Below are 24,065 nucleotides of genomic sequence, written 5' to 3'. Positions count from 1 at the left end.
CTCACCTTGCGCGGATGGGACCCCCAATCTACGACGTGAGGTAGTCATCGGCGCGAGCATACAACGATCCCGCACCCGTGTCAGTCCTCGACCCGTGGCTTCGCCGATGACGTCGGACCCGTTCGTCGACGAGCTTGAATCCCAATAAGCCGTTGCGTCTTCGGTGCGGTGGTGTTTGGGTCGACGCATGTCGATCACCGTGCAGCGTTCGACGCCGGACTCGTTGGGCGAGATCGTCGAGGCGGTGGCGGGCTGGCAGCACGCCGGCGGGCCGGTCCAGCTTCATCCAGGTGACCTCGGGTGGCACTGGAGGTTCGGCGCGCAGGAGTTGGCCGGGGCCGTCCGGGTGTGGACCCGTGACGGGCAGATCCTGGCCGTCGGCATGGTGGACGACACCGCGGGCCTGATCCGGATGGGCATCGCACCGAGCGTCGACGACGACGCCGCATTCGCGGCTCAGCTACTGACGGACCTGTCGGAACCAGGGCAGGGAGTACTGCCCGGTGGCGCCCAGGCCGTCGAGGCCCGCTTCGGCACCGCCTTTCGAGGTCTCCTCCATCGCAGCGGTTGGGTGGCCGATGAACCGTGGACCCCGTTGTTCCGTGACCTGGCTGTCCAGGTGGAGAACTGCGGGCTCCGGGTCGAAGTCATCGACACGCACGACACTCGGGATCGGATCGTTCAGGATCGGGTCGCGGTGCAGCGGGCAGCGTTCGCCGGCTCGACGTTCACCCTGGAGCGCTGGCGCGCGATGGCCGCTGCCCCGCCGTACCGCCGGGCTCGGTGCCTGGTCGGTTACGACCGCGACGGCGATGCGGTGGCCACGGTGACGGTGTGGTCGGCCGGGGCAGGGCGACCGGGTCTGCTTGAACCACTGGGCGTCCATCGGGATCACCGTGGCCGCGGACACGGCCACGCGATCACCGTGGCCGCGGTCGCCGCATTGCAGGAGATGGGGTCGTCCAGCGCGACAGTGTGCACCCCGAGCAGCAACGTCGGCGGCGTGGCGACGTACGTTTCGGCCGGCTTTCAGAAGCTCCCGGACGTCACCGACTTCCGCCGCACGATTTGACCGTGCCGTCCCAGTCGAAAGGTGAGGAAGCGCCTGATGGTGAGCCACCACACGAACGGAGCCGCGCAAGGCGCTGCCGTGCTGTTCGACGCCGACGGCGTGCTGGTCGACTCCTACGCCGCATACCGGCGGATCTGGACTCGCTGGGCCTTGCACCGAGGCTTGGACCCGGCGACCGTCTGGTCTCACACCCACGGCAGGCGGGCGGTCGACACCATCGCGGTCGCCGCACCCCGCCTCGACCCCGAAGCTGAGTACCGACTCGTCCGTGACTTCATGGCCGAGGAAGGCGACGCGTTCCCGGTCTACCCTGATGCCGCAGCGGTCCTGCAGGTGCTTCACGCTGACCGGTGGGGCGTGGTCACCTCTGGCCGTGCCCAGACCGTCCGGCAGCGGCTCCGCGCCGGCGGGCTGCCCGACCCTCCGGTCCTGGTGGACAACACCCACGTCACGCGCGGCAAACCCCACCCGGAGGGCTACCTCCGCGCAGCCGGACTGCTCCGGACACCAGCCGAGCGGTGCCTGGTCATCGAGGACGCTCCCGCCGGAGTCGAAGCGGCCCGGACCGCGGCGATGACCGTGATCGGGCTGACCACCACCCATTCCGCCGATCAGTTGACCCACGCCCATCACGTCGTCAGCAGCCTCACCGACGCGAAGCCGTTCATTCAAGATTGGCTTCGCAGTTGACGCTCGGCGGGCGGGTGACCGTCGCCGGCGGGCGCGGCGGATGTCACCGCGGCGCCGGGGCGGCGCGGCGGACCAGCGCGGCGGCGAGGGCGAGCAGAGCGACGGCGGCGGCGAACAGCAGCCGCAGCAGGCCGAGGGCCGTGGCCGCCGCGGCGAGCAGCGGGCCTGCCCACATGCCGGCCGTCATCGCGAAGGTCAGGGCGGCGTTGTAGCGGCCGCGGAGGGCGTCGGGGGCGAGGGCGTTGACCATCGCGGGCAGCGCGCCGGACAGCAACAGCTCGCCGGCGCCCATGAGCACGGCGGCGAGCGGGAGCACGGCCCAGGCCGGGGTGGTGACGGTGGCGCACAGCAGCCAGCCGGCCGACCAGACCGCGGCAGCGGCTGCGACGAGTCGCGGTGGCGTCAGTCGTACACCGGCGCGCAACGCCAACGGGAGTCCGGCGACGATCGTGAAGCAGTTGGCGACGCCCGCCCACGACATGAGGTCCGGCCGTCCACTGTGGAGCGCCAGGACGGGCAGGCCCGCGGTGTAGACGCCGTATCCGGCGGCGGAGGTCAGCACGGCGACGAACAGCACGCGCAGCAGCCGCCGGTCCGTGAGCAGCGCGCGGTAGCCCGGACCCGCCAGGGTGCTCGTTTCCCTTTGTCCGCCGGTGTACGACCAGCGCACAGCCGCGATCGCGACCAGGCACGTGCCGGCGGCGGCCCACCACAGCCAGGTGAGGTCGGCGACGAGGACGGCCACCGCGGAGCCCGCGCCCATGCCCGCGTTGAACAGGGCGAACTGCAGCGTGAACGTCCGGCCGTGCGCCTCCTCCGGGACGAGCCCGGCGATCAGCGTCGCGTACGCGGGCAGCGTCACCGCCCACCCGAACCCGACCGCCGCGACGGCGCACCCGAGCAGCAGCGGATGGCTGCCGGTGGCGACGAGGACCAGGCCGCAGACGGTCGTGGCGAGGCCGGCGGTCATGGCGAGGCGCCCGCCGTGCCGGTCGGTGAGGACGCCGCTGAGCCAGTTGCCGGGGAAGCTGGCGAGGGCGAGCAGCGCGGTCATCGCGGTGGCCGCCGCGAGCGGGATGCCCTTGCCGGTGTGCAGCAGGATCACCAGGTACGGCTGGGTGAGCCCGATCCCGGCGGCCGACACGACGTCGCCGAACAGCAGCCGCCGCAGCGCCGCCGGCATGGTGTCCGTCTTCGTGTCCTGCATGGTTCGCTCCCGTACGGTCGCGGCCGGTGTCGGCGGCAGTGTGTACGGGCGCGCTTGCCGTCCACTTGAGCGCCGGCGCTCCGGCGGGCGGCGCGGGCGCTCCAAGTGCGCCACAAGTACGGGCCAAGCGGTGGCGGCCACGCTCACGGGGCACACCTCACCACGAATCCGAAGGAGCACTCCCATGCAGCGTTCTGTCGTCGCCACGCCCGTGGTCCGCACGCAGGTCCGGGGCGGCGGTCTCGCCACCAACCACAGCGAGGCCGTCGCCACGCCCGCCGCCCCGGCGCTTCCGGCGCGGGGCCTGACGACCAACCACAGCCAGGCCGTCGCCCGGATCGCCTGAGCCACGGCAGCGGGTGGCGGAGCCGGCCATGACACCTGATCCCGTCGACGAGGCGGTCGCCCTGCACGACCTGGCGCTGTCCGCCTGGGACGAGCACCGCTACCCGCGGAGCATCGACCTGTGCCGGCGTGCCCTCGGCATCCTCGAGGCGCACGCCGGCGCCGGCAGCCCCGACACCGCCAACGTGCTCACCCTGCTCGGCAGCGCCCTCGACGAGCTCGGCAAGCACGCGGCCGCCGAGGCATACCACCGCCGCGCCACCGCCGTCATGGCCGCGCTGCCGTCCCGGCCGGAGGTCCTGCTGCGGCTGCGCGTCCAGGCGACCGTGGCCCTGGCCGGCAACCTGCGCCGCCAGGGCCGCTACGCCGCGGCGGAGCGGCTGCTGCGGGCCGCGTGCGACGACGCGGCGCCGCGCTTCACCGACCTGGAGCTGGTGCCGCTGCGCAACGAGCTCGGCGTGCTGTACAAGTTCGCGGGCCGCCACGACGACGCCCAGGCCCAGTACGCCGCGGTCCGCACGGTGCTGGAGGCGGCCCACGGCCCGGACCATCCCGCGCTCGCCGCCGTCTGGCACAACCTCGCCGGCCTCGCCCACAGCCGCGGCGACCTGGCGGCCGGCGAGGCGTACGCGCGGCGCTCCCTCGCCCTGCACCGCGCGTGCCTTCCGCCCGGCCACCCGGCCGTCGTCGCCGACGAGGCCCACCTCGCCGCGATCCTGCAGGCCCGTGGCGAGCCGGCGGAGGCGGAGCCGTTGCTGCGCCGGGCGATCGCGTACTTCACCGCCCGGCACGGCCCCGACCACCCCGACGTCCTCACCAACCGGCACAACCTCGCCGCCGTCCTCGCCGCCCGCGACCCGGCCGCCGCCGAGGCGCTGTACACGGTCGTGCTGGCCGGGAAGCGCCGCACGTACGGCGCGTCGCATCCGGAGGTCGCGCTGACGCTGACCAACCTGGCCGCGCTCGCCGCCGCCCGGGACGACCACGACGCGGCCCGGGCCCTGGCCGTGGAGGCGCACCGGATCCTCGCCCCGCAGGTCGCCGCCACCCACCCCGCCCTGGCGTCGGTGACGGCGTACCTCACGGTGCGCGGCGGCGACCAGCCGGCCAGGGCGGCGGCGTAGCGCCCGGCCGGGCCGGGGTCAGACCGGCCAGGTGGGGTCGGTGGCGATCGCCTGCAGCTGCTGACCGGTCAGGGGAGGCTCGGAGCGGGTCGCGGTGTTGGTCTTCTCCCCGACGGCGTTCCAGGTGCCGACCACGATGCGGACGCCGTCCGGCCGGAACACGTCGACCATGCGGAGGGTGATCCGGTCGTGTCCGGCGTCCTCCGACGGGCCGTCGGTCAGCACGAGCAGCGTGCCGTCGGGCAACGTCGAGTCGACGCAGTGGGTGCCGGGCGGCTCCTGCCGCTTCGCGCAGGAGAACTTGTCCATCGGGTCGTCGCCGGAGACGCGGCCGGGCGGGACGGCGCGGCGGTAGTTGGGTTGCACGTTGACCTGCACCTTGCCGCGCCCGGCCCGGTCGGTGAGGATCAGCTCCGCGAAGCCCGGCTGACTGTCCGGCTCCGACGTCGCCAGCCCGGCCGGGAGCAGCCGCCGGAGGGTGGCGAGCATGACGTCGGCCGGCACCTCGGGCCGCGAGGAGCCCGCGCCGGACGCGGCCGGCAGCGCCGCGGATGCGGCCGGGGCGGACGTCGCGACCGCCGGCGGCTGGGCGGTCGTCGCCGCCCCGCCCGACCGGTCCAGCGCGAACGCGGCGGTGCCGACCGCGACGCCCAGCACGGCGACCCCGCCGACCAGCATCGTGAGCCGTTGCCGGGTCCGGGCCCGGTCGGCACGGGCGAACACCGCGGCCGGTCCGGCGCCGGCCGGCGGCTCGTCGGCCTCCACGGCCGCCTGCAGCGCCGTGCGCAGTTCGTCGAGCGGCATCAGACCATCCCTCCATCGCTGAACATGAGCTCCCCCACGCTGCCGGCGAGCAGCTGGCGCAGCGTCGCCAGCGCCTTCGCCGACTGGCTCTTCACCGTTCCTTCGCTCACCCCGAGCACCGCCGCGGTGTCCTCGACGCTGCGGTCCTCCCAGTAGCGCAGCACGACCGTCGCGCGCTGCCTGGCGGGCAGGGCCCGCAGCGCCGCCAGCACGGTGAGTGCGGTGGCGCGGTCGCCGGTCGCCGCGGGCGGCTCGGCCGCGCCGGCGGGGTCCGCCCAGGTCCGCTCGCGGCGCCGCGAGCCGCGCTGGTTGTCGTCCAGGTACACCCGCAGCAGCACCTGGCGGGCGTACGCGTCGAGGTGCTCGACCCGCCCGCGCCGCGCCGCGGTCACCACCTTGGCCAGCGCTGTCTGCACGAGGTCCTCGGCGCGGTGCCACTCGCCGCACAGCAGAAACGCCGTGCGGCGCAGGTGCACGTACCGGGTTTCGACGTACTCGTGCAGGTCGGACTCGATGTCTCGGGTCACGGGTACCTCCCTTCACCACACCTGGACAGGTGCGGCGGGCGGGCGGGTTGCCCCGAGCTTCACAAACTTCCGGGCGCCGGTGGGTGCCAGGCCAGCTGGACGAGCCGCCGGCCGTGCCGCCGGGTCGCGTGCCAGGCCCGGCCCGGCGGCAGGGGCCGCGGCGTGATGCCGGCGAGCAGCGGCCCGTCCTCGCGGGCGCCGGACAGCACGACCGCCTGGGCGGACAGGTCCCGCAGGCGGAGCAGGACCGGCTCGTACATCGCCCGCGCCGCGCCGCTGGTCCGGCGGGCGACGACGACGTGCAGCCCGATGCCGGCGGCGTGCGGCAGGAGGTCCATGAGGGCGGCGAGGGGGTTGGTGGCGGTGGCGACCAGGTCGTAGTCGTCGACGAGCAGGTACAGCTCGGGGCCGCGCCACCGGCCGGGGTCGCGCAGCCGCTCGGTGAGCGCGGTGGCGACCTCGCGCAGCACGTGGTCGGCGGACCGGGGGCCGGTGCAGTGCCCGAGCAGGTGGGCGGGGCCGGTCGCGCCGGCGAGCTGGCGGCGGTAGTCGACGACGATGGTCCGGGCCTCCTCCGGCCGGTACGCGCGCTCGATCGAACGGGCCAGGCCGCGCAGGAACGCGGTCTTGCCGGACCCCTCGCCGCCCAGGACGATCAGGTGCGGGTCGGCGTCGAAGTCGGCGACGACCGGCCCGAGGCCGATCTGCTCGACGCCGATCGGGATCCGGCCGCGCCGCGGCTCGGGCAGCGACTCGGGTGGCAGCCGCTCGGGCAGCGGCTCGACGGGCGGCGCCGGCTCGGACGGCCACGCCGCGCGGATGTCCGCCACCGCGGCGTCCAGGTCGCCGTCCTCGGTCAGCCGCGGCCGGGCCACCAGTAGCTGCAGGCGGTCGGCGGTGATGCCGCGGCCGGGCACGTCGTACGGGATCCGGGCGGCGGCCCGCCGGTCGATCTCCGACTCGGCGGGGGCGCCCAGGCGCAGCTCGATCCTGGTGGTGAAGGTGTCGCGGAAGGCCGGGCGCAGCTGCGCCCAGCGCCGGGCTGTGACCGCGAGACGGATGCCGTGGGCCGGCCCCCGCTGGGCGAGGTCGTGGAGCATCCACTCGATGTCCTCGAACTCCTCGAAGTCGCTGCGGACGGCGCCCCAGTCGTCGACGAGCAGGAACCGGCGGCACGTGGGCTCGCGGTCGAGGCAGGCGTGCAGCTCGCCGAGGATCCGTGGCACCAGGTCGCGCCGGTGGCGGTCCGCGACGGCGGCGGTGTGCGGCAGCCCGGCCAGCGGGCCCAGGGCCCGGCCGCCGCCGGACTCCAGTGCGTACAGGTGCGCCTCGGCCGGGGTGTACGTCAGGGCCAGCCCGAGCGCGAGCGTCTGCAGCGCGGTCGACTTCCCGCTGCGCGGCCCGCCGACGATCACGATGTTGCCGCCGTCCGGTGGGACGTCGAGGACGTCGTAGCGCCGCTCGAACGGCCGGTCGACGCGGGCGACCGCCACCCCGCCGGGCCGCCGCGGCGCCGTCAGCCCGCGGCCGGGGGTCGTCGTGAGCGGGCCGAGCAGCTCCCCGAGCGCCGGCGACGCGGTGAGGGGCGGCAGCCACAGCTGGGTCGCGGGCGGGGCGGCGGCGCGCATCCGGTCGGTGAGCACCTCCGCCACGCTCGGCGGCGCCCACGGGTCGAGGCCGCGCAGGACGCTGTCCCAGCCCCCGCCGGGCGGCAGGTAGCGGTGGAACGTGACCGGCGCGAGGAACCGGACCGGCGTGCCGGACCCGGCCCGCAGGTAGCCGACGCCGGGCGTCATGGGTAGGTCGTAGGCGTCGGGCACGCCGATCACGGCGCGGCTCTCCCGCCCGCTGAACGTGCGCATCGCGACCCGCACCGGCAGGTAGTTGTCCAGGCCGCGCAGCCGGCCCTCCTCGAGCCGCTGCGCCGCCAGCAGCTGGTGCACGCCGAGCGACCGGCCGACCCGCCCGACCTGCACGAACAGGTCGATGAGGTCGGGCCGTTCGGTGAGCAGCTCGGTGAACTCGTCGATGACGACGAACAGGCTCGGCGCCGGGACGGTCCGGTCCCGCGCCCGCCGGTCGAGCTCGCCGGCGACGGTGTCGAAGAAGCGCTCGACGAGATCCGGTGACTCGCCGACGCCGGTGATCATCGCCGCGACGTGCGGCAGGTGCTCGAACGGGCGGAAGGTGCCGCCGCCGTACCGGTCGACGAAGACGAAGTTGAGGTCCGCCGGGGAGTGCGTGACGGCGAGGGCGAGGATGACCGAGCGCAGCAGCTCCGACTTGCCCGACCCGGGGGCGCCCACGATCATGCCGTGCCGGCCCGACGCGAAGTCGAGCTCGACCGGCGCGCCGTCCGTCCCCACGCCGATCGGCACGCGGAGCCGGTCGCCCTCCGGTCGCGCCCGCCAGGTGGCCGCGGGGTCGAAGGCGCCGGGGTCGCCGAGGCCGAACAGCTCCTCGAACCGCACCCGCCCGCTCCGGTCCTCGTCCGCGGCCGCGGCCGCCGGGGCGGGCACCAGCCGGGTGACGGCGTCCAGCACGGACCGCGCGGCGGCCACCACCTCGCCGGGCCCGAACTCGGCGGCGCCGGTCAGCGCCCGCGCGATGGTGCGCAGGTCGCTGCCGGGCAGCAGCGCGAGCTCCCCCAGCTCGTGGACCGCCGACAGCGCGTCCTCCACGGGGTACCGGAGGTCGAGCGCCTCCCACGCCGTGGCGAGCCGGTCCGCCGGCGCGGGCCCGGGCTCGATCAACGAAGCCCCCGCCAGCGCCGCCACCTGCCGGAGACGGTCGGGCCCGAACCGGGCGGCCAGCGCCGACTGCAGCGCCGCCCGCAGCCGTGGGTCGATCTCGTGGCGGCCGTCGCCGGTACCGGCGAAGAGCGCGGACCGCAGCAGCCGCTCCTCACCTCCGGGCGGCAGCGCCAGAGCGGGGAACGCGTCACGGATGCGGTGCAGCAGGCCGGCGTCCACGGCGACCGGGACGGCGGCGTGGCAGGCCAGCTCCAGAGACCCGGCCGGCAGCTCGAGCCGGGCGGCGGCGAGCAGCTCGGCCCCGGCCGGCGCACCCGCCCAGGCGGCGGTCACCGTGTCACCACGGCGGGAGGCGCAGGCACAGCGTCACCGTAGCCCGCGGATCCGCCGGGCACTGCCCCACCGGTGCGCGGGCTCAGAAGAGCAGCTCGCGGGCGTCCGGGTGGACGGCCGCCGCCAGCTCCGCGTAGTTGCGGGGCTCCGCCGGGCCGATCAGGTCCGCCACCTGGTCGCGGGCGGCCGCGATCTGTGCCGGTGGGCCCTCGAACTCCGCATACGTCCCCAGGCGGGGCAGCTCGTCGATCGCGACGACCAGCGCCGCACGGTGGAACTCGCGGCGGCGCTTCGCGAGGCGCCACACGAGGATCAGGCCCTGGTCGGCGAAGGCTGCCCGTACACCACCTGGATCCGGCGACGGGAACTCCACCTCGATGCGGTGGTTGGTGCCGTCACCGGCCTGCGTGCGGGGGCCCTTGAAGCCGGCCGTCGCGGTGGCGCCGGTGATCCGCAACCGGGCGACGAGGTCCTGGGCGCGTAGCCGGCCGTCGGGGGTGTCGTAGTACTCGTCGAGCTGCTCCTGCGGCGGTGCGGCCCGGAAGCCGAGCGCTTCGAGCCGGGCCGTGAGCGCCCCGGGGTCCGGCACGGGGTGTTTGCTCTCGACCTCGTCCACCCCGCCGGCCACGCGCTCCATGGTACCGGCGGCGCCGGTTTCAGCGTCCCGTCAGCCGGGTGCCCATGCCGGCTGTCCGATGGCGAACAGTGTGCAGCCGTCGGTGTCGCTTATCCTGCGCGCATGATCGTGGTGGAAGGGCAGTCCAACGAGCGGCTCGTCCTGGACGGCGAGTGGTTCGAGAAGCAGCGCGGCGGGCGGCCCGTCACCCGCAACCCGGCGTCGACGTTCCGCGGGGCGCAGTGGAACGACATCGAGCGGCGGGTCAGCCTGTTCGGGCGCGAGAAGGAGCACCTCGTCCAGGTCACGCTGGCGTTCGAGGGCAGCGGGTTCGTCGGGTTCATCACCGCCGCCGCCAACCGGCCGGCCCTCGCCGCGCTCGTCGAAGGCCTGGAGCACGCCGCCGGCTGAGCGTTGTCGGCCGGCGCCCGCGGTGCAGAGGGTTGCACGCCGGGCGGGCCGGGTAGCCCGCGCGGATGGTGACTGGCGCACAGCCGATCCTGCGGAGGCTCACCGCGCAGGGCCAGGCGCTGTTCGAGCCGGTGTACGACGCGGTCCGGCTGCGCCGGTACGACCGGTTGTGGCTGGGTCCGGCCGTCGCGGTGCTGGTGACGACGCTGGCGATCGCGGCGCGGACCAGGCCCGGGCATCCGGTGATCAGCCGGTATGCCGTCACGCATCCCGGCGATCCGCTACCGGCCGTCCTGCTGCGGCTGCCGCTGTCACTGTTCGCGCCGGCGGCGCTGCTGCCGTTCTGGTTCGCGGTGATGCAGGTGCTGCTCGTGTTCAGCCTGACCCAGGCGGTGCTGGGCACCGTGCGGGCCGTCCTTGTCGCGGTCGCCGGGCACAGCGCGGCAACGCTGTCCGCGGCGCTGTGGATCGCCGCCAGGCCGCCGGTGGGGCTCGGGATGCAGGACGCCCACCTCGCCGACGCAGGCCCGTCGGCCGCGGTGGTGGCGGTCTTGGCCTACGCCGCCGTCCGCCTGCGCATCGGGTGGCTGGCGGCGGTGCTCCCGGCGTACCACGCCACCGAGGTCGTCGTCGTGGGCGGACTGCCTTCCCGCGAACATCTCGTCGCCACACTGACCGGTGTCCTCCTGGCGCTGGTCCCGGACCGGCGGTTCGCCGGCATCCTCGCCGCGGCGGGCGACCCGCCGGGCCCCTCCGGGGCACGCCCCCCACCGCGGCGGCGGCGCTGGCGGTGACGGGCGATGCCCCGCGGCCCAGGCGCCGATGGCGGGCGGACCGCAACCGGGCGCGTGGTTGGCGGCCCGGCGGCCGGGTCCCGCCGCCGGGTCATGCTCCACCGGAGCTGGCGGCACACGAACCAGCCCGGCCTCGTGTCGGCTAGGTACCTGCCCGGCGGCGACCTCGCCGCGGAGCTCGCCGCGAGCGTGGGGCCGGCGGCGAAGGCGCGGGTGCTGCTGGTGGCGGCGGCGGGGTTACGGCTGGCGCCGCTGTACGTGGCGGCGGTGGTCGGGGTCAGCCTCGGCATCGACGCGTTCGCCGGACCGCAGGGCCGGGCGGGGATCGTCGCGGCGAACTCCACCAACGTGGCCAACCTGGAGCAGCATCGGGTGTGGACGCTGTTCACCAGCGCGTTCGTGCTGGGTGGTGGGGTCGAGCCGGTGCAGGTCGTGGCGCTGCTGCTGCTCACCGGGGCGGCGGAGCTGGTGTGGGGGCGGCGCCGGCTGGCCGAGGTGTTCCTGCTGACCCACGTGATCGCGAGCTGCCTGGTCTACGCGGTGCTGCGGGTCGGTCTGCAACACGGCTGGCTCGACCAGGAGGTGGCCCGGGCCGCCGACGTCGGGACCAGCTACGGCGCGCACGCCGTCGCCGCCGCCCTGGCCTGCAGCCTGCCGGTGCGGCGCACCCGCCGGGTGCTGGTGCCCGCGGTGCTGCTGCTCGTGGTGCTGCCGTTCGCCGACAGCAGGACCTTCACCAGCCTCGGGCATCTGCTGTCGACCCTGATCGGGCTGCTGGCGGGCTGGCAGCTGCGGCACCGCCCGCTCGCCGGACGGCTGCGCCGGCCGGGCGCGCAGCGCACCGACCGGCCCGCGCGCTACGTCTTCGGCACGGCGCAGCAGGCTCAGGACGCGCTGGTCTTCGTGCTGCATCTGCGGGAGCAGCAGCTGATCCGTCTCGACGACGCCGTGGTCGCCTGGTCCGACGTACCCGGCGCCGGTGGCGGCCGTCCTTACCGGATGCATGAGTTGCAGACCCGCGATCTGGGGGTCCTCGACGGCGCGCTCGCCGGGGCCGCGTGGGGCATCGTGATCGGCACGCTCGCCGGGTGGCCGACGGCGGGGATGGCCGTCGGTGCCGTGGCGGCGGCAGCGGTGGCCGGGGTGCACGACGCCGGGCTCTCCGACGCCGTGGTGGAGCAGGCGGCCCGCGGTGTCCCGGCGGGCGGGGCAGTCCTCGTGCTGCTCACCAGCCCGGCGGACCAGCCGCGCATCGCGGCCGTGCTCAGCCGCGCCGGTGGTGTACCGCGCGATCCGGCCGGGTAGGGAGCGGCCATGTGGTCGGGAATCGACTCTGCGGTGCCGGGCCGGATGGTCAGGCGGCCGCGCCGGCGAGGACCGGGGTCAGGGCGCGGGCGCACAGCTCGCGCGCCCACTGGATACGGCTGAGCGCGACCTCGGGACGGTCGCCGAACACCTCAGCGGCCCGTGCGTAGCACTCGTCCGGCCCGAGCTGGTCGAGCGTGCGGTGGACGGTCTCGCGGACGGTGGCGTCGTCCAGGTCGCGGGAGGCGGAGGCGTCGGAGACGAACAGTGCCATGCTCAGGACTGGGTCGACCGGGCAAGTCGTCATGGGGATCACCTGTTCAAGGGGGGGTGCGGAATGTCTACATCCCACGTTCCTCGTACCGCTGTGTGACAGCCTCGGCGCCAGCGGGACTATCCGACTGCCGGTTTCCGCACCCCCGTATACCTGCTAGCAGGTATGCCCGGCCCGCCCCATTCGTTGCCCGCCCGTCGCCCGCCCGTCGCCCGCCCGTCGCCCGCCCGGAGGTCGCGGAATGCGGGGCGGGCGCCGGCCCGGTGGCTCAGCCGGCGGTGGTCCTGACGTGCTGGGCCAGGGCGGCCGTGACGGCGTCGGCTGAGGTGCGCAGGCCGGCGAGCGGTGCGAGGTCGAACGATCCGTCCGCGCCGATGGCCGGCGCGAATTTCGAGTCGTGCCGCAGCGGGGAGTCCGCGACCAGTCTACCGACCACGAACGCCCCGGCGTTGTGGCGCTGCTGCACGCCGATCGAGGCGAGGTGGTGCCACGGGCAGGCCGTGCGGTGGTGCGCCCGGCGGTAGGCGATCCCGTCGGCGTCGATGCGCAGCGACCTGGCGGTGAGCTGCACGATGAAGCCTGCGATGCCGATCGGGACCAGCGCCATCCCGGGTACTCCGATGACGGCGCCCCCGGCCTCCGAGTCGGTGGTCACGGTGATGAGGACGCCGATGACGTAGAGCAGGATGCCGGCCGGGATCGCGGCGAGGCTCCAGGTGCGGGTGGCGAGCGGCAGCCGGCTGGTGGCGTTGCCGTAGACGACCGGCGCCACCGCCGGCGCGAACGATCGGAGCTCCGGCCGCGGCGCCATGAAGACCGGCGCGGGAGACGCGACCACCGGCGCGGGCGTCGTGGGGACCGGCGCGGGCGACGTGACCCGTGGAGCCGGTGGCGTGAAGACCGGCGCGGGGGACGTGACCGCCGGAGGCGGTGGCGTGACCGGTTCGGGCGGCAGTGTCAGGGTGCCGGCCGGTTCGGGGCGGGGCGCCGGGACCGTCGCCGGCTCGGGTGCGGAAGTGCCGGTGCCGACGCGCAGGCTGCCGCCGGCCACCACCAGCTCCGGCTGCTCGATCACCACCGGGGCCACGCCGAGGGCCTGGTGCAGCATGGTGGCGCACAGCGGCATCCGGCTCGAACCACCGACCAGGAACACACCGGTGAGGTCGGCGGGGCGCACGTCGGCCTCCCGCAGGGCGATGCGCGTCGCCGCGACGGTGCGGTCCAGCAGCGGGCGGGCCAGCGTTTCCAGCTGCTCCCGGCCGAGGGTCGTGTCGATCTCCAGCAGCGGTATGAAGATGGAGGTCTGCGCCGACCGCGACAGCATCTCCTTGCCGTTGCGGACCTCGTCCCACAACGTCCGGGCGGCACGCCGGTCGGCGTCGGCGGCCGGGCTGTTCAGCCGCGCCCACGCGTCGGCGTTGGCGGAGCCGTGGACTGCGCCCAGGTAGGCGAACACGGCCGCGTCGACGTCCAGGCCACCCGCGTCGAGGATGCCCTCGGCGGCGAGGACCTCGAACCCGCCGGCAGTCCTGCGGACCACGGAAGCGTCGAACGTCCCGGCGCCGAAGTCGTACACCGCAACGACGCCGCCGACCGGCACCTCGTTGCCGAGCACGGTGACGAAGTAGGTGGCCGCGGCCACCGGCTCCGGGACGAGCGACACGGAGGGGAGGCCGGCCGTGCGGGCCGCCGCCAGGAGCACGTCGCGGCGCCGGCCGCCCCACCCGGCCGGGTGCGTCAGGACCGTCTCGGTGACCGGGCGGCCCGCGGTGCGCAGGGCTTCGTCGTACGTGCGTCGCAGCACGGCGGCGATGAGCTCCGGCACGGCGACCTCGGCGTCGCCGAGCAGCACCTCGCCGTCGTCGACCCGCTTCTTCGGGTTCGGCTCGAACGACGCCGGCGACCCGCGCCCCACGTGCTGCGCGTCGCGCCCAACGACCAGCGCGCCGGCGGCGTCCCGGCAGGCCGCCGACGGAAGCATCGGCGTGCCGTCGAAGAGCAGCGGCCGGGTCTGCCCGTCGCCGGGGTCGAGGACGGCCACCGTGTTCGACGTGCCGAAGTCGATGCCCAGGCGCAACTCGATCACCACTCCTGATCCAGACGGGTCCGGTCGCGTCCACACGAGCCGGCGTCGGCAGCGGCCATCGTATGGATCACCATTGCCATGGACAATCGAGCGATCCGCCCCATCGGCCCGGCAATCGGCTCATGCCGGACCGGCCTTCGGCAGGATGCTCACAGTCTCTGAGCCCGGCGCCGGCGGGCGATGAGCAGCCCGGCGGTGCCGGCGACCGCGACGGCCACGACGGTGGTGAACACGCCCGGTGGCAGGAGGCCGACGGTGGCGTTCCAGACCGCGTGCACCGCCGGCAGGATGCCGCGCGTCGGCGAGCTGCTGATGTTATTGCGCCCCCAGTAGTCGCTCTCCTGCAGGCCGTGAACGGCGGCGAGCACCCCGCCGGCGGTGAACAGCACCGCGGCGATCCGGACCGGCGCGACCGGCGCGGGACCGCCCGGTTCGCCGCCGCGGCGCAGGAGCAGGCCACCGCCGAGGACCAGCAGGAACATGAGGGTCGCCCCGGCCCAGAACAGCAGCAGGTTGAGTGGCCCGGCCGGGAGACCCTCGCCGAGCACCGTACGGGCGAGCTGCACCGCCGGGTTGATCTCGCGGGCGGTCCAGGTCCAGCCGCCGCTGGCGATGAGGTGTGCGTCCCGGTCGTGGACGTAACTCTGCGCGGCGACCGCGACGACGCCGCCTGCGCACACCCAGAGCAGTGGGCCACGCGCTCCGGCCGGGCCCGCGAGGGGGTCGCCGATCCGGCCTCGGCCCAGCAGCGTCAGCCCGATGACGGCCAGGAGCACCCCACCGGCGACCGTGGCCAGCAGCAGCGTCTCGCCGTAGCCACGGATGCGGCGGAAGTCCAGGAACTCGGGCAGTTCGGCGCGGCTCCACAGCACGAGCGCGGGCATCAGGTACAGCAGTGTCGCCCCGACACCGGCGGAGGCCGCCCGCACGAGCAGCGGCCGCGCCGAACCGGGCAGCGGCAGGGGGCGCCCGGCGGTGAGCAGCACCAGCAGCCCGACCATCGGCAGGACCGCGGTCGGCCCGGCGAGCACCCGGGTGCCCGACACCAGCGAGTCCCGGCCGGCCGCGGCGGCCAGCGCGGCGACGGCCAGCACGGCGGCCAGCGCCCCGGCACCGAGCAACCAGGACCGCCTCCTGCCGTCCCCCGCAACTCCGGCGCCGGATACGGGCGTGGCATCTCCTGTGGGCGGGGCGTCGAATGCGGATCCGGCGCCGGATGCGGGCGCGGCGCCGGGTGCGGGTCCAGCGTCGGATGCGGGTCCAGCGTCGGATGCGGGTCCAGCGTCGGATGCGGGTCCAGCGTCGGATGCGGGTCCAGCGTCGGATGCGGCCGGGTCCGCGGCGGGCGGCGGTACAGCGGCCGCGGCGGGCTCGGTCGGCACCGCAGCCGGCGCGAGGGACACCGGTGCCGGCGACGCGGGCGCCGCAAGATCTGATGCGGACGGAAGCAACCCCGGCGCCGGGGCCGGCGACGCCGGGATCTCAGGCTGGGCGATCGGTGCCGCGGGGGCCGGGTCGAGCAGGCTGAGGGCGCCGCGGGCCACGACGAGCTCGGGCTGCTCCAACGCGACCGGCGCCACGCCGAGGGCGCGGTGCAGCAGGGTCGCCACCAGGGGCATCCGGCTCGCGCCGCCGACGAGGAAGACGCCGGCCAGGCCGTCGCGGGTCACGCCGCTGGCGAAGAGCGTCGCCGTGGTCAGCGCGACAGTGCGGTCGAGCAGGGGCCGCGCCAGGTCCTCGAGCTCACCTCGCGTCAGGTGTACGTCGACGTCGAGCAGCGGCACCGGCAGGCCCGTCTGGTTCGCCCGGCTCAGCTGCTCCTTGGCGATCCGGGCGTCCTCCTGCAGCTGCCGGCGCAGCCGGCGGTCGGCGGTCGTCTCCGGGGCGGCGAGCCGCTGCCAGCGCTGCGGGTCGGCGCCGCCGGCGGTGCGGCCGACCCACCCCACGACGGCCGCGTCCAGGTCGACCCCGCCGACGTCCTCGAACCCGTCGCTGGCCACCACGTCCCAACTGGTCGCGGTGCGGCGCACGACGCTGACGTCGAAGGTGCCGCCGCCGAGGTCGTACACGACGACGGCCGCGCCGGGGTCGACGCGGTGCGACAGCACGGCGGTGAAGCAGGTGGCGGCCGCGACCGGCTCGGGGACGAGGACGGGCTCGCCGAGCCCGGCGGCGCGGGCGGCGTCGGCCAGCAGGGTGCGGCGGATCGGCGCCCAGCTGGCCGGGTGGGTGAGCACGACCTCGCCGGCGGGGGCGCCCAGCGTGCGCTCCGCCTCCGACCGGACCCGGTCGAGGACCGCCGTCACCGCGTCGGCGACCGGCACCTCGTGCGCGCCGAGCAGCAGCGTCCCGTCGGCCAGCCGCCGCTTCGGGTTCGGCTCGTACGCGGTCGGGTCGAGGCGGGCGCTGCGCTCGGCGTCGCGGCCGGTCTGCAGCCGTCCGTCACCGTCGACGAACACGGCGGACGGCAGCAGCGGCGTCGCGTCGAACAGCAGCGATTCGTGCCGCCCGTCCGGCAGACGGAGCATCCCGACGGTGTGCGAGGTGCCGAAGTCGATGCTCAGCCCGGACTGATGTGCCGTCACGGCATCGAGGCTAATGAGCCGGGCCCCGGCGCGGCTCGTCCGATCGGCTCACGGAGATCGGCGGCGCGGACCATCGCACTGTCCTGCCGGTGATTGAGTTTCCACGGCCCGTATGTCGACGAGAGGGTACGAAGCCGTCACATGGTGTCAGACGGCACGGACACCGCCTCGAATAGGGGCGGACAGGTCTGAGCGCCGGCCGTATGATCTCGGCCGTGTCGATGATCGATTCGCTGAAACCGTTGCGCACCAGGGACTTTGCGCACTCGCCCGATCTGGGGTTGGTGCGCCGGGCGGTGCGGGCGGCGGACTGGGCGGCGGTCGTGGCGTACTTCGACGGGCTGCCGCCGCGGGCCGACCACGCGCTGGCGGTGGAGGTCGCCGCCGAGGTGCCGGGCAGCGAGCGGTTCCTGCAGCGGGCCGTCGACACCGAGCGGGACTCCTCGCTCGCGCGGACGTTGCTGGGGAGCAGGTGCGTGGTGCTGGGCTGGGAGGCCCGGACCACGTCGCGGGCCGCGAACGTGAGCCAGGCGCAGTGGCGGGTCTTCTACGACCACCTCGGCCGGGCCGAGCGGCTCCTCACCGACGCCGTCGCCATCGACCCCGGCAACGCCGCGGCGTGGACGGAGCGGATCGTCACCGCCCGGGCGCTGGGCTTCGAGCCGGCCGAGGCGCGCCGCCGGTACGACAAGGCGGCCGAGCACTGCGACGTCCCGTACCGCGCGCAGGGACGGCTCATCCAGAACCTGGCGCCGAAGTGGGGCGGGTCGACGAAGGCGATGCACGACTTCGCGCAGGAGTGCCTGAAGGCCGGGCCGCCCGGCACGCTCGCCGGTGCGGTGGTGGCCGACGCGCACATCGAGCACGCGTTCACCAGTGACCGGATCAGCCGGATCCGCGACTACCTCGGCCAGCGCAAGGTCCGCGACCAGCTCGGCGCCGCCGCGGCGCGGACGGTGCTGCACACCGACCACGAGCCCGGCCACGGGTGGGTGGCGGCGCACAGCGCGTTCGCCTTCGCGCTGTTCCAGGGTGGCGACCTTCCCCGGTCCGCGCGGCACTTCGCGGCGCTGGGCAACCTCGTGCGACCGTACGGATGGGACATGATGAGCGACAGCTGGAAGGCCGACTTCCGGGCCGCGCGGAGCAAGGCGGCCGCACGATGACCGACGTCGACGGGGTGCCGGTGCTGCTCGGCGCGGCGCCCGGGCCGCTGCGGGCGGGGCTGATGTTCCGCGTCGGTGTCGCCGACGAGACCGCGGCCACCGCCGGGATCACCCATCTCGTCGAGCATCTGGCGCTGCACCGCCTCGGCGTTGCGGACTACCACTACAACGGCATGACCGGCGCGACCACGACCCAGTTCGTCACGCAGGGCACGCCCGAGGCGGTGGTCGCTTTCCTCCACGGGGTGTGCGCCGGGCTGCGCTCGCTGCCGGTGGACCGGCTGCCGGTGGAGTGCAAGCTCATCGAGACCGAGGCGGCGGGGCGCTCCGACCCGGTCAACCTGCTGATGCCGCTGTGGCGGCACGGCGCCCGCGACTTCGGTCTCGTCGGCATCGCCGAGTACGGCATCCACACCGCCACCGCGGCGCGGGTCACCGAGTGGGCCGCCGCGCACTTCACCCGCGGCAACGCGGTCCTGTGGCTCACCGCCGACGAGCTGCCCGCCGGGCTGCGGCTCGACCTGCCCGACGGCCCGCGCCGCCCGCTGCCGGCCGCGTCGTCGGCGCTGCCGCTGCAGCCCGCGGCGTTCGCCGGCGGCTCGGCCGCGATGGTGCTGGACGCCGTGGCGCCGCGGACCGCCGCCGCGGGCGTCTACACGCAGGCGCTGGGCCGGGCCCTGTTCCGGGAGCTGCGGCAGGAGCGCGGACTGTCGTACACGACGGCCACCGACTACGGCGTCGACGGGCGCCCGACCGCCACCATCACCGCCGTCGCCGACTCCCGCGACGGCGAGGCCGCCGCCGTCGCCGAGCACTTCACCGCGCAGCTGCGCCGCCTGCGTGACGTCGACATCGACGCCGGCGAGCTGGACGCGATCCGCGCCCTCGCGCTGGAGGGCGCGGACGCCCCGGACGCGGAAGCGAAGCGCCTCCCCCGCCGGGCCCTCGACCTGCTCACCGGGTTCCCCTCCAACAGCATGGCCGAGATCGCCGACGAGCTGCGCCGGGTCACCGCCGCCGACGTCCGCGAGGTCGCCCGCGCCGTGCACGACTCGGCGCTGCTCATGCTGCCGCGCGGCGTCGAGCGCCCACCGGCCGGGTTCGAGGCGGCGCCGCAACTGTCGCGGTTCAGCGTCGTCGGCAAGCGCCTGCGGTCCAAAGTGGACCCGGAGGTCGCGCTGGTGCACGCCGCCGACGGGGTCAGCTTCACCACCCCGCCCGGCGCTTCCACGGTGTTGTACGACGAATGCGTCGTCCTCCTGCGCTGGCCCGACGGCGCCCGCCGCCTGCTCGGCGCCGACGGCATGAGCGTCCACATCGAACCGACGCTGTTCCCCCTGCCGCCGTCCGTCACCGCCGCGATCGAGTCGGCGGTCCCCGCGGAGCGCCACGTCGACCTGCCGGCCCGCGCCCCCGACGAGATCCCGCGCCTGTCCCGGACCACCGGCCTGCGACTGCGCTGGCGCCGCGCCCGGCTGCGTCTGCGCGCCCGGCTGGCGGGCTTCACCCTGCTGCCCAGCGGGGGCACCGGCCGGGTCGTGGTGACCGTCCTGCTGGGCCTCGCCGGCGTCGCCGCGATCATCCTGGCCGTCGCCCTGCAGTCCTGGCCGTTCCTGGCCGCCGCCGTCGTCGTCGGCGTCCGCATGTGGCGCCGCTACCGTCCCTGACGCTCACGACGCGGTCGGCGGCACGTCAGCCTCCGCGGGTGTCGATGAAGACGGCGAGGCCGTCGAGGAGGCGGTCCAGGCCGAAGACGAACAGGCGGTCCAGGTCCAGGTCGAAGTCGTCGATCTCGATGAGGCGCTCGAAGACGGGGACGCCGGAGGGGACGGCGGCGCCGCCGAAGCCGAGGTCCATCCACTCGTTGCCGGTCATGCCGGTCTCGCGTTCGGCCTCGGCCTCTGGTTCGAGGGTGGTGGCGAGGCCGCGGACGTAGCCGAACAGCAGCAGGTGGACGTGGAGCCGGTCGGTGAGCGACAGCGGGGTGCCGTCGAGGGAGGCGAGGACCCATTCGGTGAAGCGGAGCCCGTTCATCGCGGGCTGGGGGCGGGTCAGGGACATCGTCGGCGCCAGCCACACGTGCCGGCGGAAGAGCTGCCACAGCAGCCTGGCGGCCAGCTCCAGGCGCGGCCGCCAGCCCGGGGGCGGCACGGCGGGCAGCGGCACGGCGCCGAAGGCGGCGTCGATCATGTACAGGGTGAGCTCGTCCTTGCCGCGCACGTGCCGGTAGAGCGCCATCGTCGCCACGCCGAGCTCGGCGGCGACGCGGCGCATCGACACCTCCGCGATCCCCTCGGCCTCGGCGATGCCGATCGCGGTCGCCACGATCCTGGCCCGGGTCAGCTCGGGGACGCCACGGTCCGGTGCGGCGCGCCGGTGCGCGGTCCGGCCGGGGCGGGCGCCCGCGGTCCGGCCGGTGACGACCGTGCCGATGCCGGGCCTGACCATGGTGAGGCCCTCCTCCCGGAGCACGGCGAGGGCCTTGGTCGCGGTGGCGATCGCGACGCCCCAGTCGCGGGTGATCTGCCGGGCGGACGGCACGGGGTCGCCAGGCGAGAGCTCCCCGCTGCCGATGCGGCGGCGGATGTCGGCCGCGATGCGGCGATACGGCGGTTCCAGGTCGGCCACGGTACTAGTACACCAGACGCCGGGACCGCGCCGAGGAGCGCAGGTGTACTAGTAGCGATTGCCGCACGGCGAGCGGTCCGTTTAGCGTCGCTGCGTACGCAGTACACAAGCGGAAACGGAGCGAAGAATGCGTGTGCTCATCTCCGGGGCCGGGATCGCGGGGCCGGCGCTGGCGTTCTGGCTGCACCGGCACGGGATCGCCGCGACCGTCGTCGAGCGGGCCGCGGCGCCGCGCCCGGGCGGCCAGGCCGTCGACATCCGCGGCGCCGCGAAGGACGTCGTCGCGCGGATGGGCCTGATGGCCAGGGTGAGGGCCGAGCGGGTCGACGAGCGCGGCATCGCCACCGTCGACGCCGCCGGCCGGTGGACCTCGACGATGGCGGCGGACGCGTTCGGCGGCGAGGGCATGGTCGCGGAGATCGAGCTGCCGCGCGGCGACCTCGCCCGGGTGCTGCACGAGGCGACCCGCGACGACGTCGACTACCGCTTCGGCGACCGGATCACGTCGCTGCGCCAGGACGGGCCGCGGGTCGAGGTCGGCTTCGCGAGCGGCGGCGCCGAGGAGTTCGACCTGGTCGTCGGCGCCGACGGGGTGCGCTCCGGGGTGCGGGCGCTCGCGTTCGGCCCCGAGACCGACTTCGTGCGGCCGCTCGGCGGCTACACCGCGTTCTTCAGCATCCCCGACCCGGGCGACCTGCGGCACTGGTACCTCATGTACAACGCGCCCGGCGGCATCGCGGCCGGCATCCGCCCGGAGAACGGCGGGACGGCGAAGGCGTACCTGAGCTTCAGGTCCGCCGAGCGCGGCCTCGAACGGCTCCCGGTCGCCGACCAGCAGCGCCTGCTCAACGAGCGGCTGGCGCACGTCGGCTGGCGGGTGCCGGCGCTGCTCCAGGCGATGCCGCAGGCGCGGGACTTCGTCTTCGACGCGCTGTGCCAGGTGCGCGTGGAGCAGTGGTCGCGCGGCAGCGTGGTCCTGCTCGGCGACGCCGGCTACTGCGGCTCGCCCCTCGCCGGCCTGGGCACCAGCATGGCCCTCGTCGGCGCCTACGTCCTCGCCGGCGAGCTGGCGGCGTCCGGCGGCGACGCGCAGGCCGCGTGCCTCGCCTACCAGCGCCGGCTGCAGCGGTACGTGGACGCCGGCACCGAGCTGCCGCCCGGCGGGATCCGCGCGTACGCGCCGAACTCCGCCACGATGATCCGCCTGCGGGCCGTGTCGATGCGGATGATGACCCGCTGGCCGATGAAGCAGATGCTCGCCGCGCAGTTCGCGAAGGCCGGCGCGTTCGAGCTCCCCGCGTTCGGCTCGGCGGTGCCGGTCTAGACCGGCCGCCGGAACGCGACGACCCGCTGGTCGACGACGAACCCCACCTTCGCGTAGACGCCGGCGGCGCCGGTCGGGTTGTCGGCGTCGGTGTCGAGCCCGGCGGTCGTGTGCCCGGCCCGGCCCGCGTCGCCGAGCACGCCGGCGAGCAGCGCGCCCGCGACGCCCTTGCGGCGCCACGACACGGCGGTGCCGACCTGCCCGATGTAGATCCTGCCGGGTGTTTCGCTGCTGTACGCGAGGACGTAGCCCGCGATCTCGTCGCCCGCGAGCGCGAACCTGGACAGTTCCGGCAGGAACGCCTCGGACCGCACGGTCAGCGGCGCCCACGTGTCGAAGGTGCGCTCCTGGTAGCCCCACAGGTCGCGGAACGCCGCAGTGTGCACGGCGTGCAGCTCGTGGTCTCTCGCGGCGTCGTACGGCGCGAGCTCCACCCCCGGCGGCGGCGACACGGCCGGCGCCTCTGACGTCGGCGCCGACATCTCCAGGAAGTAGCGGGACGGGGTGAAGCCGAACCGTTCGTAGAGGCGGGTCGGGGACGGGTCGCCGTCGCCCGCGATGACCTGCGCCTGCCACGGCGCGTCCGGCGCGAGCTCGGCGTGCCGGGCCGCGGCCCGCTCCAGCTGCCAGGCGAGCAGCTCCCGGCCGAGGCCGGCGCCGCGCCGGTCCGGGTGCACCCCGCCGATCAACTCCAGCCGGTCGCCGCCCTCCGGCGGCAGCGGCACCAGCGCGACCGCGACGAGGCGCCCGGCGCCGTCGGTCACCACCCGGGTGTCCAGGGCGGCGTCCCTGACCTCGTTGTCGACGCAGTCCTCGATCTCGGCGGCGACGTGCCCGGCGTGCCCGCCACCGGCCTCCGACAGCAGGTTGATCAGCTCCGCGACCGCTGCCGCGTCGTCGGCCGCGTACGGGCGCACAGAGAAGTCGGTCACTGCCTCACCGTACGCACCCCCGCAACCGGATTGCCGCCGGCTCAGGGTCGGGGGCATGGCGACGCGACTGGTACAGATTGCGATGGACGCCGCGGTGGGCCGGTTCTGGGCGCAGGCCCTCGGGTGGGGCGTCTCCAGCGAGGCGCCCGGCGTGACCGACCTGGAACCCGAGGGCGTCGCCGACCCGGAGGGCGTCCTCACCCCGCGCTGGCGTGCTCAGCCGTTGCGGTGGTGCTTCTTCACGAAGGTGTACCCCGGCGGCAGCTCCGACTCGTCGAGCTCGTCCTGCTCGACGGTCTGCTGGTGCAGGGAGAGCTGCCGCTCTGAGGCGTGTGCGCCGGGTGGGAGGCGGCGGAGGAAGCCGTTGACCCAGTGCTCGCGGCGGTCGCTGGGCTCGCCGGGCTCGTCGGGGTGCGGGGCGGGCTCGACCAGCGGCGCGTACAGGAGCATCTCCGCCGGCTCGTCGCCGTCGAGGGCCGGGTAGGACGGGTGGCCGGTCGCGTCGACGCTGCCGTCGACCCTGGTGACGTAGCCTTCGCGGAGCAGCTGGTCGACGGCGTTGCGCAGCAGGAACGTGCCCCGCGACCCCTTGCCGAGGCCGCTGCGCCTGGGCAGGTCCGCCTCGGCGAACACGGCGCTGCCGTCGTCGAGGACGTGCCCGAGGTGCCGGATGGTGTGCAGGACCTTCGACCAGTTCGCGGCGCCGGGCTTGTAGTCGCGGGTGACGACCTTCGGGTCGTACTCGTGGTAGTAGACGGCGTTGTCGACCCGCATCGGCTCGGCGAGCGGCGCGGTGCGCAGGACGACCTCGTCCTTCGCCGCCCGCCAGATCAGGGTGACGAACACCCCGGGCCGCACGTCCTCGGGCCACTCGATCCCGCCGAACTGCCAGCCGATGTCCTGCTGGAGCGTCGCGCAGAACACCTGCCGGGCGGTCGTGATCCCCTTGGCCTTGTGCTCCAGCGCGACGGGGACGGTGACCATGTGCCGCAGCGCCTCGACGCACTCCTCCGGCACGTCGAAGACGCCGGCGTCCAGGTCCGCCCGCCGCACCGCCAGCCGCCGCGTCACCGTCTTCATGATCTGTGA

The 24,065-nt window shown here is 75.1% G+C and carries 21 protein-coding genes; 10 read left to right on the top strand and 11 right to left on the bottom strand.

Annotation, left to right across the window (positions count from 1 at the left end):
• Positions 1-187 precede the first annotated feature (187 nt).
• Together ABD332_RS42525 and ABD332_RS42520 are read left to right on the top strand one after the other, a co-directional pair.
• Entirely contained in the window at positions 188-1,072 is an 885-nt protein-coding gene (locus ABD332_RS42525) for a GNAT family N-acetyltransferase (RefSeq protein ID WP_344509607.1), read from the top strand.
• 78 nt (positions 1,073-1,150) lie between these two features.
• Positions 1,151-1,762, top strand: coding sequence for an HAD-IA family hydrolase (locus ABD332_RS42520; RefSeq protein ID WP_344509605.1), 612 nt, complete (start codon positions 1,151-1,153; stop codon positions 1,760-1,762).
• A 43-nt stretch (positions 1,763-1,805) separates the two neighbouring features.
• On the opposite strand, the gene ABD332_RS42515 is transcribed toward ABD332_RS42520, so the two are convergent.
• Positions 1,806-2,969 carry an MFS transporter gene (locus ABD332_RS42515; protein WP_344509603.1) on the bottom strand — a complete coding sequence of 388 codons (1,164 nt, stop codon included), beginning with the start codon at positions 2,967-2,969 and terminating at the stop codon, positions 1,806-1,808.
• 184 nt (positions 2,970-3,153) lie between these two features.
• On the opposite strand from ABD332_RS42515, the gene ABD332_RS42510 reads away from it, so the two are divergent.
• Both ABD332_RS42510 and ABD332_RS42505 read left to right on the top strand, forming a co-directional pair.
• The gene (locus ABD332_RS42510; RefSeq protein ID WP_344509601.1) at positions 3,154-3,315 is read left to right on the top strand and encodes a hypothetical protein; all 162 of its coding nucleotides are present in this window, start codon (positions 3,154-3,156) and stop codon (positions 3,313-3,315) included.
• Between the two features lie 28 nt (positions 3,316-3,343).
• Complete coding sequence (locus ABD332_RS42505; protein ID WP_344509599.1) at positions 3,344-4,438, top strand: tetratricopeptide repeat protein; 1,095 nt, start codon at positions 3,344-3,346, stop codon at positions 4,436-4,438.
• Between the two features lie 18 nt (positions 4,439-4,456).
• Here ABD332_RS42505 and ABD332_RS42500 read toward each other — a convergent pair whose 3' ends face one another.
• The 4 genes from ABD332_RS42500 to ABD332_RS42485 all read right to left on the bottom strand — a co-directional run bounded on the left by ABD332_RS42500 (position 4,457) and on the right by ABD332_RS42485 (position 9,483).
• Positions 4,457-5,242 carry a hypothetical protein gene (locus ABD332_RS42500; protein WP_344509597.1) on the bottom strand — a complete coding sequence of 262 codons (786 nt, stop codon included), beginning with the start codon at positions 5,240-5,242 and terminating at the stop codon, positions 4,457-4,459.
• Positions 5,242-5,769, bottom strand: coding sequence for a SigE family RNA polymerase sigma factor (locus tag ABD332_RS42495; RefSeq protein ID WP_344509595.1), 528 nt, complete (start codon positions 5,767-5,769; stop codon positions 5,242-5,244). Before ABD332_RS42495 ends, ABD332_RS42500 begins: the two co-directional genes overlap by 1 nt.
• A 59-nt stretch (positions 5,770-5,828) precedes the next feature.
• Positions 5,829-8,855, bottom strand: coding sequence for a type VII secretion protein EccCb (eccCb, locus tag ABD332_RS42490; protein ID WP_344509593.1), 3,027 nt, complete (start codon positions 8,853-8,855; stop codon positions 5,829-5,831).
• Between the two features lie 82 nt (positions 8,856-8,937).
• The gene (locus tag ABD332_RS42485; RefSeq protein ID WP_344509591.1) at positions 8,938-9,483 is read right to left on the bottom strand and encodes a class IV adenylate cyclase; all 546 of its coding nucleotides are present in this window, start codon (positions 9,481-9,483) and stop codon (positions 8,938-8,940) included.
• 111 nt (positions 9,484-9,594) lie between these two features.
• Between ABD332_RS42485 and ABD332_RS42480 the strand changes: the two genes are divergently transcribed.
• The 3 genes from ABD332_RS42480 (at position 9,595) to ABD332_RS42470 (ending at position 11,981) form a co-directional block, all read left to right on the top strand.
• Complete coding sequence (locus tag ABD332_RS42480) at positions 9,595-9,882, top strand: hypothetical protein (protein ID WP_344509589.1); 288 nt, start codon at positions 9,595-9,597, stop codon at positions 9,880-9,882.
• 65 nt (positions 9,883-9,947) lie between these two features.
• Positions 9,948-10,676, top strand: a complete 729-nt coding sequence (locus ABD332_RS42475) for a hypothetical protein (RefSeq protein ID WP_344509587.1) — start codon at positions 9,948-9,950, stop codon at positions 10,674-10,676.
• A 135-nt stretch (positions 10,677-10,811) separates the two neighbouring features.
• Positions 10,812-11,981, top strand: coding sequence for a rhomboid family intramembrane serine protease (locus ABD332_RS42470; RefSeq protein ID WP_344509585.1), 1,170 nt, complete (start codon positions 10,812-10,814; stop codon positions 11,979-11,981).
• A gap of 49 nt (positions 11,982-12,030) precedes the next feature.
• Here the strand turns inward: ABD332_RS42470 and ABD332_RS42465 are convergent, their stop codons facing one another.
• The 3 genes from ABD332_RS42465 to ABD332_RS42455 all read right to left on the bottom strand — a co-directional run bounded on the left by ABD332_RS42465 (position 12,031) and on the right by ABD332_RS42455 (position 16,926).
• Positions 12,031-12,288 carry a hypothetical protein gene (locus ABD332_RS42465; protein WP_344509583.1) on the bottom strand — a complete coding sequence of 86 codons (258 nt, stop codon included), beginning with the start codon at positions 12,286-12,288 and terminating at the stop codon, positions 12,031-12,033.
• Between the two features lie 235 nt (positions 12,289-12,523).
• Positions 12,524-14,341, bottom strand: a complete 1,818-nt coding sequence (locus tag ABD332_RS42460) for an Hsp70 family protein (RefSeq protein ID WP_344509581.1) — start codon at positions 14,339-14,341, stop codon at positions 12,524-12,526.
• Between the two features lie 149 nt (positions 14,342-14,490).
• Complete coding sequence (locus ABD332_RS42455; protein ID WP_344509579.1) at positions 14,491-16,926, bottom strand: Hsp70 family protein; 2,436 nt, start codon at positions 16,924-16,926, stop codon at positions 14,491-14,493.
• A 215-nt stretch (positions 16,927-17,141) separates the two neighbouring features.
• Here ABD332_RS42455 and ABD332_RS42450 point away from each other — a divergent pair, with 215 nt between their 5' ends.
• On the top strand, positions 17,142-18,092 hold the full coding sequence (locus ABD332_RS42450) for a hypothetical protein (protein WP_344509577.1): 951 nt from the start codon (positions 17,142-17,144) through the stop codon (positions 18,090-18,092).
• Positions 18,089-19,759, top strand: coding sequence for an insulinase family protein (locus ABD332_RS42445; protein WP_344509575.1), 1,671 nt, complete (start codon positions 18,089-18,091; stop codon positions 19,757-19,759). The genes ABD332_RS42450 and ABD332_RS42445 overlap by 4 nt, the downstream gene beginning before the upstream one ends.
• 25 nt (positions 19,760-19,784) lie before the next feature.
• Here the strand turns inward: ABD332_RS42445 and ABD332_RS42440 are convergent, their stop codons facing one another.
• Positions 19,785-20,720 (bottom strand): TetR/AcrR family transcriptional regulator, encoded by a 936-nt coding sequence (locus ABD332_RS42440; RefSeq protein ID WP_344509573.1) that lies wholly within the window; start codon positions 20,718-20,720, stop codon positions 19,785-19,787.
• A gap of 127 nt (positions 20,721-20,847) precedes the next feature.
• Here ABD332_RS42440 and ABD332_RS42435 point away from each other — a divergent pair, with 127 nt between their 5' ends.
• Positions 20,848-22,044, top strand: a complete 1,197-nt coding sequence (locus ABD332_RS42435) for an FAD-dependent monooxygenase (protein WP_344509571.1) — start codon at positions 20,848-20,850, stop codon at positions 22,042-22,044.
• Here the strand turns inward: ABD332_RS42435 and ABD332_RS42430 are convergent.
• Positions 22,041-22,976, bottom strand: a complete 936-nt coding sequence (locus tag ABD332_RS42430) for a GNAT family N-acetyltransferase (protein WP_344509569.1) — start codon at positions 22,974-22,976, stop codon at positions 22,041-22,043. The two genes, ABD332_RS42435 and ABD332_RS42430, sit on opposite strands and share 4 nt — an antisense overlap.
• Positions 22,977-23,192: 216 nt before the next feature.
• Positions 23,193-24,056 (bottom strand): hypothetical protein, encoded by an 864-nt coding sequence (locus tag ABD332_RS42425; protein ID WP_344509567.1) that lies wholly within the window; start codon positions 24,054-24,056, stop codon positions 23,193-23,195.
• Between the last annotated feature and the right edge of the window lie 9 nt (positions 24,057-24,065).

The organism is Dactylosporangium maewongense (assembly GCF_039531485.1).
Taxonomy (GTDB): Bacteria; Actinomycetota; Actinomycetes; order Mycobacteriales; family Micromonosporaceae; genus Dactylosporangium; species Dactylosporangium maewongense.
The sequence above is the reverse complement of the archived record's forward strand: the minus strand, read 5'-3'. Positions and strand labels throughout refer to the sequence as shown.